Annotated in this window: 10 protein-coding genes; all 10 read left to right on the plus strand. The window is 50.8% G+C overall.

The genetic code is table 11. The features are described from left to right. Window positions 1–77: 77 nt before the first annotated feature. Entirely contained in the window at window positions 78–1,127 is a 1,050-nt protein-coding gene (locus HMPREF0636_RS02325; RefSeq protein ID WP_052328707.1) for an alpha/beta hydrolase, read from the plus strand. Between the two features lie 7 nt (window positions 1,128–1,134). After that, window positions 1,135–2,178 (plus strand): Holliday junction branch migration DNA helicase RuvB, encoded by a 1,044-nt coding sequence (ruvB, locus tag HMPREF0636_RS02330; RefSeq protein ID WP_044168232.1) that lies wholly within the window; start codon window positions 1,135–1,137, stop codon window positions 2,176–2,178. Window positions 2,179–2,192: 14 nt separating this feature from the next. Next, entirely contained in the window at window positions 2,193–3,698 is a 1,506-nt protein-coding gene (locus HMPREF0636_RS02335; RefSeq protein ID WP_044168233.1) for a lipopolysaccharide biosynthesis protein, read from the plus strand. A gap of 583 nt (window positions 3,699–4,281) precedes the next feature. Further along, window positions 4,282–5,010 (plus strand): 4-hydroxy-tetrahydrodipicolinate reductase, encoded by a 729-nt coding sequence (locus HMPREF0636_RS02345; RefSeq protein WP_044168235.1) that lies wholly within the window; start codon window positions 4,282–4,284, stop codon window positions 5,008–5,010. A gap of 16 nt (window positions 5,011–5,026) precedes the next feature. Then, on the plus strand, window positions 5,027–6,472 hold the full coding sequence (locus tag HMPREF0636_RS02350; protein WP_044168236.1) for a S26 family signal peptidase: 1,446 nt from the start codon (window positions 5,027–5,029) through the stop codon (window positions 6,470–6,472). Continuing rightward, a complete protein-coding gene (gene lepB / locus HMPREF0636_RS02355; RefSeq protein ID WP_044168238.1) occupies window positions 6,462–7,124 on the plus strand; it encodes a signal peptidase I in 663 nt (220 codons plus the stop codon). The genes HMPREF0636_RS02350 and lepB overlap by 11 nt, the downstream gene beginning before the upstream one ends. 9 nt (window positions 7,125–7,133) lie before the next feature. Continuing rightward, complete coding sequence (locus HMPREF0636_RS02360; RefSeq protein WP_052328708.1) at window positions 7,134–7,790, plus strand: WbqC family protein; 657 nt, start codon at window positions 7,134–7,136, stop codon at window positions 7,788–7,790. Window positions 7,791–7,802: 12 nt separating this feature from the next. Beyond that, window positions 7,803–9,884 (plus strand): S9 family peptidase, encoded by a 2,082-nt coding sequence (locus tag HMPREF0636_RS02365; protein ID WP_081748378.1) that lies wholly within the window; start codon window positions 7,803–7,805, stop codon window positions 9,882–9,884. 551 nt (window positions 9,885–10,435) lie between these two features. Continuing rightward, window positions 10,436–11,803 (plus strand): lipoprotein N-acyltransferase Lnb domain-containing protein, encoded by a 1,368-nt coding sequence (locus tag HMPREF0636_RS02370; protein ID WP_044168241.1) that lies wholly within the window; start codon window positions 10,436–10,438, stop codon window positions 11,801–11,803. Then, window positions 11,790–13,382: an alkaline phosphatase family protein gene (locus tag HMPREF0636_RS02375; protein WP_044168242.1), complete on the plus strand. Its 1,593-nt coding sequence runs from the start codon at window positions 11,790–11,792 to the stop codon at window positions 13,380–13,382. Before HMPREF0636_RS02370 ends, HMPREF0636_RS02375 begins: the two co-directional genes overlap by 14 nt. Window positions 13,383–13,414 lie beyond the last annotated feature (32 nt).

A 13,414-nucleotide genomic window follows, 5' to 3' on the forward strand; every position in this document is an offset into this window, starting at 1 on the left:
TGGGTTATCTTTGTATGGTGGGTAAAGCGCACAGAGATAGCTGGTGACTCTTTCCCCTACGCTACAAAGACAAAGCAATGAAACTTAGCCTAAGACATATCCTACGTGGCATCACGATATGCCTCACCTTCACGCTACTGACTGGTACGATCACCGCTCAGTGGAGAGCCGATAGCCTACCTGGCTATGAGCAACGAACGCTCGTGATGAAACCTGACTATTCGGGTAATGTCGTAGCCACACTCGTGCGTCACCTCACCCCACAGAGTACCAAGCGAGCTGTACTCTACGTGCATGGCTACAATGATTACTTCTTCCAAAAGGCTCTTGGTGATAGCATCGTACGACATGGCTATTCCTTCTATGCCCTTGACCTCAGGAAGTATGGACGCTCTATACTCCCTCATCAGGATGCTTTTGAGCTAAGAGATATCACTGAGTACCAAGAGGAGCTGAGCGAAGCTCTTAGGATCATGCGTGCAGAGGGACACACAGAGTTATTCTTACTTGCCCACTCCACAGGTGGACTGATTACACCCCTCTTCCTGCACGACACGAAGAACCGAGATGGCGTACGTGCGCTTGTCCTAAATAGTCCCTTCCTAGACTTCAACTTCTCTCCAGCACAGGAGCGGTTTGTACTTCCCTTGCTGACCACCACGGCTTCACTTATGCCGAACAAAGTCATCTCTGGGATATCGGAGACACCCGACATGTATGCCCAGACACTACTCAGTAAGTATCACGGGCGCTGGACGTACAATACCAACTGGAAGAAAGACCATGGACATCCCATCCGTCTCTCTTGGCTCAAAGCTATACGCAACGCCCACAAGCGTCTCCAGAAAGGGCTAGATCTGCAGCTCCCCATCCTACTGCTATCCTCGGACAAGAGTATTCGCCCCGAGAAGACATGGAGGCCCGAATACAACCAAGTGGATCTCGTACTAGACGTCGCCGATATGTGGCATTATGGGGAAAAGCTAGGCCCTAACGTACAAGGTCAAAAGATACCCAAAGGGCAGCATGATCTCTTCCTATCTGCTGACCCAGAGGCCTACGCAATGGCCTACCGAGCCCTCTTTGAATTCTTGGATCGCCACTCAAGCTCCTCTTTACCTCAATAGTAAATAGATGGAAGAAACATTTGACATACGTAGCGAAGCAACCTATACGCAGGAGGAGCAAGAGATTGACCGAGCCCTTCGCCCCATCTCCTTCGGTAGCTTTGCAGGGCAAGATAAGGCCGTAGGTAATCTGAAAATCTTCGTAGAGGCGGCGAAGATGCGTCAGGATGCCCTCGATCATGTACTACTCTATGGCCCTCCAGGTCTGGGGAAGACAACCCTCTCACATATCGTAGCGGGTGAGCTAGGTGTAGGGATCAAGATTACCTCGGGGCCTGTACTCGATAAGCCAGGAGATCTAGCAGGCCTACTCACCTCACTTGAGCCAAATGATGTCCTTTTTATTGATGAGATTCATCGGCTTAGTCCCATCGTGGAGGAATACCTTTATTCAGCCATGGAGGACTATCGTATCGACATCATGCTGGACAAAGGTCCCTCAGCTCGCTCCATACAGATTGACCTCAACCCATTCACACTAATCGGTGCTACGACACGAAGCGGTCTCCTAACAGCTCCGCTACGTGCACGGTTTGGCATCAACCTTCATCTCGAGTACTATGATATAGAGACCTTGGCAGGTATCATCCATCGCTCAGCAAGCATCTTGCAGGTGCCTTGTGAGACCTCAGCAGCGGTCGAGATAGCCTCTCGTAGCCGAGGCACACCACGTATCGCCAATGCCCTGCTGCGGAGGGTGCGAGACTTCGCTCAGGTAAAAGGGAATGGACGCATCGATAAGGCGATTGCATGCTTTGCCCTAGAGGCTCTGAACATCGACCGACATGGTCTCGACTACATCGACAACAAACTGCTGGGAGTGATTATTGACAAGTTCGCTGGAGGTCCTGTGGGCTTAACCACAATAGCTACGGCACTAGGTGAAGACCCAGGTACAGTAGAGGAAGTGTACGAGCCTTATCTCATCAAGGAAGGTTTCCTCAAGCGTACACCACGAGGTCGTGAAGCCACAGACCTAGCCTATAGCCACCTCGGGCGAACACCTAGGGTACGAGCTGTGGGAGGCTTCTTCGATAACGACAATTATTAGTCCTACAAGATACCATGGGTAGTACCCTCAGCTCGCTCATCAAGGATACAGCAATCTACGGACTAAGTAGTATGTTTGGTCGCTTCCTAAACTGGCTACTGACGTTCGTCTATGTCAAGATAATGGTCCCCGAGGAGTTTGGGATGATGACCAATCTCTATGCTTGGACAGCGATCCTGATGATCATACTGACCTACGGGATGGAGACCACGTTCTTCCGCTATGCCAACAAGCATGATCGTCCAGAGGATGTTTACACGACGACCCTTTATGCCCTAGGGGGGAGTTCGCTACTCTTTGTCCTCATCGCTCTGGCGTTACTTAGCCCACTCACTGAGGCCTTACACGTAGCTGGGCAAAGCAATCTCTTGGTATGTCTCGTGCTCATTATCGCTAGCGATGCCTTCATGGCTATACCGCTGGGTTACTTGAGATACGAGCAGCGTCCGTGGCGATTCTTCGGTGTACGCATGAGCTTCGTCTTGGTAACCATCGTCCTTACGCTCTTTAGCTTCTATGTCCTTCCTTGGCTGAGCAAGACAATGCCCAGCACCTTTGGTGGCTTTCATCCGAGAGAGCAAGCTCTGGATTACATCTTTGGTATTAATCTGGTCAGTAACGCCATACAGCTCATACTCCTCCTACCCACACTGCGCAAGGCTACGGGGCGGTTTGATGCCTCTCTCCTACGTGGGATGCTCCGCTACGCCTTCCCTATACTGCTCTTGGGGCTAGCTGGGAACTTCAATAACCAAGCAGATAAGATCCTCTTCCCGCTACTCTTTGACGACCCTCATTATGCCCATGAGCAACTAGGTATCTATGGAGCTTGCTACAAGCTAGCGGTCGTGATGGTACTCTTCACCCAAGCCTTCCGCTATGCCTACGACCCATTCATCTTCGCAGAGAAGAAAAAGGGTGAAGAGACGGCTCGAAGGGCTTATTCGTCAGCGATGACATACTACGTCCTCTTCACGTTCTTCATCTTCCTAGCGGTCACGAGCTATATAGACGTGCTGAAACTCCTCATCCGTCCAGCCTACTACCCTGGGCTCAGCGTCGTACCTTGGATCATGGCGGGGCAGCTCATGTTTGGCATTTACTTTAACCTTTCGTTGTGGTACAAGGTCACAGATCGCACCTACTGGGGAGGAATACTCTCGGTCATGGGTTGCCTACTGACGGTCGTGATGATTGTCGTACTTGCGCCTCGCTACGGCTTCATGGCATGTGCCTGGGCCTCGGTGGTGGCCAATGGTGGGGTGATGCTCATCTCGTACCTCCTTGGTCAGAAGTACTATCCCGTTCATTATGAGCTACGCAAACTTGGCCTGTACACCCTGCTAACTGCACTTTGCTACGGAGCAGAAAACCTGCTTGCGAAGGCATTTACTGATAAAACACCGTTACTACTGGGCTTCAATAGCCTCATTCTACTTGCCTTCGTTACTATTATCTTCCACTACGAGGTACCCAAGGGAAGTCTTGCTCTTCTAAGGAAAAAGCTCCTTGGTCGGTAGAGCTTTCCCACCTCCTCATACCCAGAAGCTAGCCTCGACATTTGCCACGGCATTTGTCGGGGCTTTGTTATCCCCGTATTTAGGGTATTTGCAAAGAGGGCTAAACGAGTTACCATAACTCGTCTCAGCGACTTGCCATAACTCTCTTTAGCGACTTACCATAACTCTTTTGGACGAGTTACCACAACTCTCTGAGACGAGTTATAGTAACTCTCCACCACCTTGTTTTTACACATCAATAGAGGACTGACTACAAGCGAGTTGCAAAGGGTATCAGAAGGGGAAAACGCAAGGGTAAATTACAAGGCAGACACAAAAGCAACAGTCAACGATAAGCCCTTAGCTATCAGAGGGGAAGGAGCGTTGGTAACGCTTTCTACTTGGTTCTTTATGAAGCAGAGGGCTATTACGAAGTTTTCACGCGCTTTCTTTACCAAGTTTCTATACGAGCAATTTATTACCCCCCTATTCCCTACTTAGCGTAAGATGCTCTATCTTTGTATGGGACATAAACTGCATACGAACTTGTAGGGAGATTTCTACTTGCTCCACTAGGTTTATCCCATACTTGATAGAATAAGAAATGAAGAGTCTAAAGATCGTGCTCATTGGATATGGGAAGATGGGGCACGTGCTAGAACAAATAGCCACCAACCGAGGTCACGAAGTTGTGCTAACCATTGACCGAGGTCAAGAGGATCGCTTTGATGACCCATCCTTCCTCACAGCTGACGTAGCCATTGAGTTCACCGCTCCCCAAGAGGCCTATGACAATTGTCTGCGTTCTCTGAAGCGAAACCTCCCTACCGTCTCAGGTACAACAGGTTGGAATGACCGTTTACCAGAGCTGAAGGAGCTCTGTGCAAAAGAGGGTAAGACCTTCTTTTGGTCCTCGAACTTCAGCATCGGCGTCAACTTATTCCTTCGGATCAACCGTAAGGTAGCCGAGCTCATGAAGGCTGCCCCAAACTATCACCTCAGCCTCGAGGAAACGCATCACATCCACAAGTTGGATGCTCCAAGTGGCACCGCCATTACCCTTGCCGAAACCCTGCTAGCAGCACGTCACGAACTCAAGCGATGGGAGCTAACAGAGACGCCCGAGGAGCATACCCTGCCCATACAGGCACATCGTGAGGGTGAGGTACCAGGTATTCATACCGTACACTATACCTCCGAGGTCGATCGCATTAGCCTCACACACGAGGCCTTTGGACGAGAAGGCTTTGCACTCGGTGCTATACTCGCGGCTGAGTATGCCGCCCAGCACCAAGGTTGGCTGACGATGGATGACCTGCTCAAACTAGACTAATCACGACAACAAGCGAATGAAAAGATACCCGATCGAAGGACAGAGTGCACGTAAGATCCTTTGGACACGAATTAAAGGGAGCATCATCGTAACACTCTACTTCGTCTTCTGCCTCTGGGCTGGACTGTGGTGGCTCATACTACTTCCCTTCCTTGTGGACTTCTACTTCACAAGACTAATTAACTGGCGTTACTTACGTAAGCACCCAAATCCTCTCGTACGCACACTAGGGGTCTTGCTAGAGGATATAGTCTTCGTGGTAGCGATGGTGACGTTTATCTTCACCTTCTTCTTCCAAAACTTCGCTATCCCATCCTCCTCATTAGAGAAAACACTCCTCATCGGGGACTATCTCTTCGTCAACAAGCTCAGCTACGGGCCACGTGTACCGATGACCCCCATCGCTCTACCGCTGGCACATAACACGGCTTTCGGCAGGAAGTCCTATCTCGACAAGCCATCCCTCCCCTATCGGAGACTGAAGGGCTTCGGCAAGGTAGAGCGTAATGACCTTGTGGTCTTTAACTTCCCAGCTGGAGACACAGTGGCACTAAGCATGCCCAACCCTGACTATTACACGCTCTGTGCCGCCTACGGCAGAGAGAACGTTTGGTCTGACAAGGCGCAGTTTGGCGACATCGTCTATCGTCCCGTCGATCGACGAGACCATTACGTCAAACGATGCATTGGTCTGCCTGGAGAGTTCATAGCAATTAGGAATAATCAGGTTTACATCGATGGCAAGGCAATAGCCAACCCTCGCAACATGCAGCTCAATTACTATCTGCAGACCGATGGCACACCTCTCTCGGAGAATCTACTAGATGAGCTTGGCATCAACGACCGAGATGTCCAGATCCTCTACTCCTATACACCTGGGGAGGAAGTAAACCTATCCGGTTTCCTTCGCCAAATGAAGCTCAACTTTAAGCCTATCGGTGGGCGTGGCTACGGATTGATCTACCACCTTCCTCTGACCCTCGAGATGAAAGAGCGACTCGAGCGTGAGAGCTATATCAAAGCTATCGGTGTAGAGGTGGCATCAAGTGAGACCTCAGGAGATGTGTACCCACTGGATCTGAAGATTGGCTGGACACGTGATAACTACGGCCCCCTCTTCATACCACGCCGAGGAGCAAGGATTAACCTCACACCAACGACTGTCGCTGCCTACGCTCGATGCATTCGTAACTACGAGGGGCATACTCTAGAGCAACGAGCCGACGGCACTTACCTCATCGATGGACAGCCTCAGACCAGCTATGTATTCGGGATGGACTATTACTTCATGCTGGGAGATAACAGGCACATGTCCGCAGACAGCCGTTACTGGGGCTTTGTACCAGAGGACCATATCGTTGGGAAGCCTGCGCTACTCTGGCTGTCGATCAATAGCGAACGTCCACTCTTCAGTGGGGGTATTCGCTGGGGACGTATGATGCGACTTATTCATGGCAAGTAAGAGACAGAGTGGTGGCAGTCAATGGCTACGCTATGTAGCCCTTCCTCTAGGGATATTAGCCCTAGTAGTTGCGCTGCGCCTCTTCGTCTTACTACCCTTCCGAGTACAGACTCGTGCGATTGAGCCTAAGCTCCGTGAGGGAGCTTGGGCTTTTGCACTACAAGGGAAAACGCCTAGAATTGGTGATATTGTCCTTTTCGAAATTGCCAAGGTCACAGGGAATAAAGAGCGGCAGATGCGTGCAGTAGCTCGTGTTGTTGCTTTACCAGGCGACTCCGTAGAGCTCCGAGATGGGGTGCTGTGGGTCAATGCGCACCCTCAGCGTGACTACCGACTACGACGTACCCATGAGAGCTATGCCCTTCGTCTACCACGTGAGGGCGGAGTATACCCAATTTCTCCTCTAAGTCTTGTGGCTTATCGTACGGCACTTATCGAAGAAGAGCGTCTTGGACTAGTCCGTGACCGCAAGGAGCATCTTGGCACAAACCCTGCCACATGGATCGAGGCATTGAGGCGTAACCCTTACCGCACATTCTATCGAGACTATTACTGGGTGCTTGTTGACGACCCTAGCGAAGCACCAGACTCTCGTCACCTAGGCATTATACCAAGTGATGCGATAGAGGGTATTGTCTTCTTTTCGTTCTAACGGGGTATCGTGTACCAGAGCTTTAGTCTCCTTCTCTCTACAGCCTATGCCCCTCCGGTAAGCTACTTCACGAAGCTCTACCACAATGAGGGTGCACTCATCGGTATAGAGGCGCATGAGAACTACCTCAAGCAAACCTACCGCAATCGTTGCCATATCCTTGCCCCAAATGGTGTGCAAGCTCTTACCATCCCGATTGAGCAATCCTCCGAGCTAAAGACCTCAATTCGTGATGTCAAGCTCTCAGAGCATGGTTCTTGGCGTCACCTACACCTTCAAGCCATCGCCACAGCATACGGAGCTTCTCCCTTTTATGAATATTACATAGATGATCTTCGCCCCATCTATGAGCGTAAGCATCACTTCCTCTGGGATCTTAACTGTGATTTCCTAGAGCGACTACTGGCTCTCCTTGACATAGATATACGGTGGGAGCGTACTGAAACCTTTACAAAGATTGGGGAGCATCCTAACGATTGGCGGTACGGACTCCGCCCTAAGCATCCAACGCCCGATCCCACATTTATTCCTAAACCCTACTATCAAGTCTATCGAGAGCGCTTTGACTTCGTACCCGACCTAAGCATACTCGATCTTCTCTTTAATATGGGGCCAGAGAGCTTACTTATCCTACGGGATAGTAAAGCCCCCTGCCCCACTCCCTAAGTAAAAGAACACGTGTTTAAGCAATCAGACTTCCCTAACGTCCCTCATGCAGAGGCTCACCCAGAGTTACTTCGTCACCTAGGTGTGGAGCGACAAGATCCCTATTTCTATCTACGTGACAAATCCAATCCTTCGGTGATTAATTACCTTGAGTCAGAGAATGCCTACACCGAAGAGGTCATGCAGGAGAGCAAGGAGCTGCAAGAGCAACTCTACAATGAAATCCTCTCACGCATCAAGGAAGATGATCAAAGCTACCCCACGCTACGCAGAGGCTACTATTACTACACGTGTACAGAGAAGGGCAAGCAATATCCTACACACTACCGCTACGAAGAGGAAGCATTCAATCGTGAATGGAGTGAAAAGCCACACGAGGTGACTGGGGGTGAATTGCTCTTCGATGTCAACCAGATGGCAGAGGGAAAGTCTGCCTTCATCTTCGCAGGTTATGCAGTAAGCCCTGACAATAAGCTAGTGGCCTACTTCTCAAACGATACGGGGTCATACGCCGAGTTCTCATTACGCATCCGTGACATCAAGAGTGGCAGAGACCTTCCCTTACAACTAGAGGGCGTCTCTTCGCTTGCTTGGGCGGAGGACAGTGAGACGATTTACTATTCGCTCATTGATGAGACTCTTCGCTCGAGCCGCATCTTCGCCCAACGTCTTGACGACACGGAGCCAACGCTCGTTTACGAAGAGCTTGATGCTCGCTTCTCATGCAGTGTGAGTGAGACCAAGACACGTGAATTTATCTTCATCACGACCTCTAGTAGCACCACAAGCGAGGAGTACTACCTCTGGAGTTCGGGGGAGGATCGTGAGCCCAAGCTATTTCTCCCAAGAGAGCGTGACGTACGCTACTCGATCCTCACCCACAAGGATCGCTTCTATATCTATTATCGAGATAAGGAGCATCTGAATGGCATGGTCTATACTGCTCCTCGGGTACACGTATCCGATCGCTTGAGCTGGACCCTCCTCGTGCCTCATCGTGAGGATGTACGCCTAGACAGCATAGGTGTCTACGAGGATTACATTGCTCTCGAGGAGCGAAGGAACGGACTTACTGAAATTCGTATCCTCACAAGCCTTGCAGAGGAGTGTGGGAAGATTCACTTCCCAGAGCCCGTTTACACGATCAGCCTACGAGGCAATAGCCATTATGAAGCGACCACCATCCGCTACGTCTACTCCTCAATGAACCGCCCCACATCTCTCTATGAGTACGACCTCACCAAGGGGACAAGTCGCCTACTGAAGGAGCAAGAAGTCGGAGGGGGCTTCTCCCCAGAGGATTACATCGTCAAGCGACAGTGGGCTGAGGCCGAGGACGGCACACGTGTCCCCATAGCTCTACTCTATCGTCGTGATCTCGTACTAGATGGGTCTCTCCCAACTCTACTATACGGCTATGGGAGCTATGGCATAGCTATGGATGCCCACTTCAGTGTCTCGATTCTAAGCCTTGTAGACAGGGGCTTTGTTTATGCACTAGCACAAGTACGAGGAGGTAGCGACCTAGGAGAAGCGTGGTATGAGGAAGGTAAATTCCTGAAGAAGCGAAATACATTCACCGACTTTATAGCTTGTGCCGAGGCACTCATCCAAAAGGGATACACCTCCCCCTCTCGGCTCATGGCTATGGGTGGTAGTGCCGGTGGCCTACTGATTGGTGCTGTAGTGAACATGCGCCCAGACCTCTTCCATGCAGCTGTTGCGCAAGTACCCTTTATGGATGTAGTGACCACGATGCTTGACGACACATTACCACTGACCACAGGTGAATATGAGGAGTGGGGTAATCCCAACGATGAGGAATACTTCCACTACATGCTTAGCTACTCTCCCTACGATAACCTACGTGCTCAGGACTATCCGCACCTACTCGTGACAGGAGGGCTGAATGACTCACAAGTCCTCTTCCATGAGCCTACGAAGTACGTAGCCAAGCTCCGTAGCCTCAAGACAGACGACCATATACTCCTGCTGCACATGAATATGGACTCGGGGCATGGCGGAGCAACAGGTCGCTACGATGGGATACGGGATACAGCCTTTGAATACGCCTTTCTCATCTCTTCTCTTTAAGCCAAGAGTCTAGAGAAAGAGTCACTCACGCTTCACATTGAGCTTAAAGTGAAGCTCTTCCTTTCGGGTATAAAGCACTCCCAACAGACCATTTCATAAATCTCTTCCGCCTCTTGTAAACACCCCCCATTTACAGGCTTTTGCAAGGGGCGTCTACGAGTTACCATAACTCGCTCGTACGACTTACCATAACTCGTTGCAAAGACTTACCACAACTCGCTCAAACGAGTTACCATAAGTCGCCGAGACGAGTTGTGGTAACTCATCGAGGGCTGATTTTTCATCCACCATAGTCATTTATAAAACAGCTACTTACAAAGTAGGGCAAAAGAATTGGCTCATGCTCCTCGAGCAGGTGTGAGTACACCTAGGTCATCTGAGATATCTAGGGCTAAGAAGAGGCAAAGAAACAATCGTGTACACGAAACACGATTACTGAGCGAGCTAAAGCCGAGGTAAAGCAGGAGAGTTTTGCTATCTTTGTCAGAAATCAATGGCTAGAGAGCTGGGGATTTTTCTCTGCAGGCTACCCCAATCTCTCTAAGTAGTTTATGCATACTCAGGTATTCGATAGGCCCTTTATCCCCCATCAGATGAGCCTTCACAAGCGACTATGGTTGCTGGTGATGGCTCTTTGCGTTCTCTTGGGAGTAAGTAGTGTAGCCACAGCACAAGAGACCTCCGTCCTCACAGAATATCCAACTTCGCTAAGCCCAACAGCACAGATCTCTTTCCTAGCGGCAGCCCCCAGCAATGACGAGGTGTATACAGTCTATGGTCATGCAGGGCTAAGAGTCTGGGATGCAGAACAGGGCATGGATGTAGTCTTCAACTATGGGATCTTCGATTTCTCAGAAGACTTCCTCATACGCTACCTACAGGGCAAGACGGACTACATCGTGCTCCCCATGCCAACCGAGGTATACCGCTCGAGCTATGCAGGGCGCAAAGTGCGAGAGATCGTACTCGAGACCGACAGCACACAGCGTAGCAAGATGTGGTCACTCCTGCTGGAGAATATCAAACCCGAGAATAGGGTCTATCGCTACAATGCCTTTCGCAACAACTGCAGTACACGCCCGCTAGATCTCTACTTCGAGACACTGAGTGTACCACCAGGCATAGAGGCGAAGTTAGACTCTGCACGTTTGGTCTTCCCTTCCCCCGACGTCCCCATGGAGCGACGTCCGGAGGTCTGGCATCCTACGACGTGGCGCAAGGTGATCAATAGGCTGGAGTCTGCACAACCATGGCTCGTGCTTGGCACAGACCTAGCCATGGGACCTGAGCTGGATAAAGAGATGAGCATCGAGGAACGCCTCTTCATCCCTATGGATGCCGCAGAGATTCTTTCCGTTGCCTCCTACGAGCGATTTAACGAAATAACGAGTGTCTATTATACTCCGTGTAGGGAAGATCTTACTGAAGGGGAAGATCCACAGCAACCAGAGGAGAGAGGAGGCATTAGTCTGACACATCCGCTCGTGGTTTTTAGCTTACTTCTGACTCTTACACTCTCTATATATGTAGCTCGTGCACGAGGGAAACGTGTACCAGGGATACTAGAATTCATGCTCTACCTCATAGCAGGGTTAGGGGGAAGCTTACTCTTCTTCCTTACCTTCTTCTCCGAGCATCCCATGGTAAATCCTAATTGGAATCTCCTTGTCCTACACCCCGCATACCTCATTATCGCGCTACTCATACCCTTCGGCGAGAAGACACAGCGAGTGAGACGTGTGTTGCACCTCATCCTCCTCCTGCCACTCATTGCCTTCCCCTTCGTTGCCCACATCGCTGGGCAGACAATCAATACCAGTGTGTACCTCATTGCCCTGTCGCTAGTCATACTCTCAGTAGGGCGTATCGGCTGGTTCCCTCCCTTTATCAAATCTACCGAGCGTCATGCGTCCCACTAAGAAGAGCTTACAGCAACGGGGCGTCCGACGTCTCATCATATCTCTCTTTGCCCTTATTGCCATCCAACAGGTGGCTCTATCGGCAGAGCTACCTCGGATCGTGGTCTATATCACCATCGAGGATCTCAGGGGAGACTACCTACAAGAGCTACGCCCACTCTTCGAGGGGAAGGGGCTGGAACGGATGCTGACTGAGGGCAAGCTCTATCAACATATTTCTTTCCCTCTAGGGGAGATAAATAGAGCATCAGCTACTGCAACCCTACACACAGCGAGCTATCCCTACCAGCATGGAGTAGAGCGACCCACTCTATGGCTCTCGGGACAAAACAAGTGGGAGAACGTCTTCAATGACCCTAGTGTCTTAGGTAACTATACGCGAGATACCTATTCCCCCAAAGCGCTGCTGGTCAACACGCTAGGCGATAGACTACGTGAAGCTTCTTCGGGCTCTTCACTCGTCTATTCCCTAGCCTCAGATGCGGAGGTCGCTATTGCCTCGGGTGGTTGGTTTGCCAACGGTGTTTTTTGGCTCGATAGTAAGATTGGCTCATGGGCAACCTCAACCTACTACGAGCAGATGCCCAAGTTCCTAGAGGCCTACAACCGCTCCAGCGATGGTCCCAATAAGCGTCTCGTCGCTGGGCAGATGACATGGAGCCCTATCCGATCCTACCCTCATAAGCCTAATGAGCATTGGGCAGACTGGAGCAAGGGCTTTAGCTACCGCTATCAGGGCTTTCAGGTAACAGAATTCAAGCGTAGCGCCCTAGCCAATGAGGAGATAACAGCCCTAGCTCTAAAGCTCCTTGACCAAGGAGGCTACACCGAGTCTAAGGCACCTGGCATGCTCGCATTATCCTACAGCCTCGATGTTACACCCCACGACGCCCTATCCAGCGAGCTAAGTATAGAGGAAGTAGATGCCTACGTACGCCTCAGTAGGAATGTGCAAACTCTCCTAACGAAGCTAGAGCAGACCTTCGGGGCAAACAACTACCTCGTCGCACTCTCAGGCACGGGCTACACACATTATCGACGACCCAAACTAAAGGGTGCAGAGGCTCGCTACGGACGCTTTAGTTCTAAGAAGGGCACCGCACTACTGAATCTATACCTCTCGGCCATACATGGCCAAGGGAACTGGGTAGAGCGTCTGGCAGACGGTCGAATCTACCTCAACAAGAAGCTCGCAGAGACCAAGAAGCTCTCCCTGCCAACACTACAAGAAGAGGCCGCTGCCTTCATCGAAGAGATGCAAGGCATCGGCATGGCTATCGCTGGGCATAACCTCACAGCACAGTCTTCGCTCAGTGATGCAGGCCTTGCCCTGAGGCGTGCTGTACACAACAAGTATCTGGCAGATGTATACTGGACGCTCACTCCTGGATGGGAGGTAGAGGAAACAGCCGATAACCCCAATCTATGGCTCCAATCACAAGCCATAGAATCTCCCTGCATCCTCTTCGGAGCAGGCTTTGATCCCAAGACCTTCAACTACCCCATCCTTACGGCACCCGATGTCGCTAAGGCTATTGCCCATATACTGCGCATCCGTCCCCCGAATGCAGCAAACTAGGGTAGCCCACCTACCCTACTGGCCTTAGTGGC

The sequence above is a fragment of the Porphyromonas catoniae ATCC 51270 genome, assembly GCF_000565015.1.
Taxonomy (GTDB): domain Bacteria; phylum Bacteroidota; class Bacteroidia; order Bacteroidales; family Porphyromonadaceae; genus Porphyromonas; species Porphyromonas catoniae.

Excerpts from the sequence above, each read along its gene's own strand:
- HMPREF0636_RS02350 (WP_044168236.1), top strand. The coding sequence starts at position 5,027 with ATGAAAAGATACCCGATCGAAGGACAGAGTGCACGTAAGATCCTTTGG.
- HMPREF0636_RS02325 (WP_052328707.1), top strand. The coding sequence starts at position 78 with ATGAAACTTAGCCTAAGACATATCCTACGTGGCATCACGATATGCCTC.
- HMPREF0636_RS02335 (WP_044168233.1), top strand. The coding sequence starts at position 2,193 with ATGGGTAGTACCCTCAGCTCGCTCATCAAGGATACAGCAATCTACGGA.
- lepB (WP_044168238.1), top strand. The coding sequence starts at position 6,462 with ATGGCAAGTAAGAGACAGAGTGGTGGCAGTCAATGGCTACGCTATGTA.
- HMPREF0636_RS02375 (WP_044168242.1), top strand. The coding sequence starts at position 11,790 with ATGCGTCCCACTAAGAAGAGCTTACAGCAACGGGGCGTCCGACGTCTC.
- ruvB (WP_044168232.1), top strand. The coding sequence starts at position 1,135 with ATGGAAGAAACATTTGACATACGTAGCGAAGCAACCTATACGCAGGAG.
- HMPREF0636_RS02345 (WP_044168235.1), top strand. The coding sequence starts at position 4,282 with ATGAAGAGTCTAAAGATCGTGCTCATTGGATATGGGAAGATGGGGCAC.
- HMPREF0636_RS02370 (WP_044168241.1), top strand. The coding sequence starts at position 10,436 with ATGCATACTCAGGTATTCGATAGGCCCTTTATCCCCCATCAGATGAGC.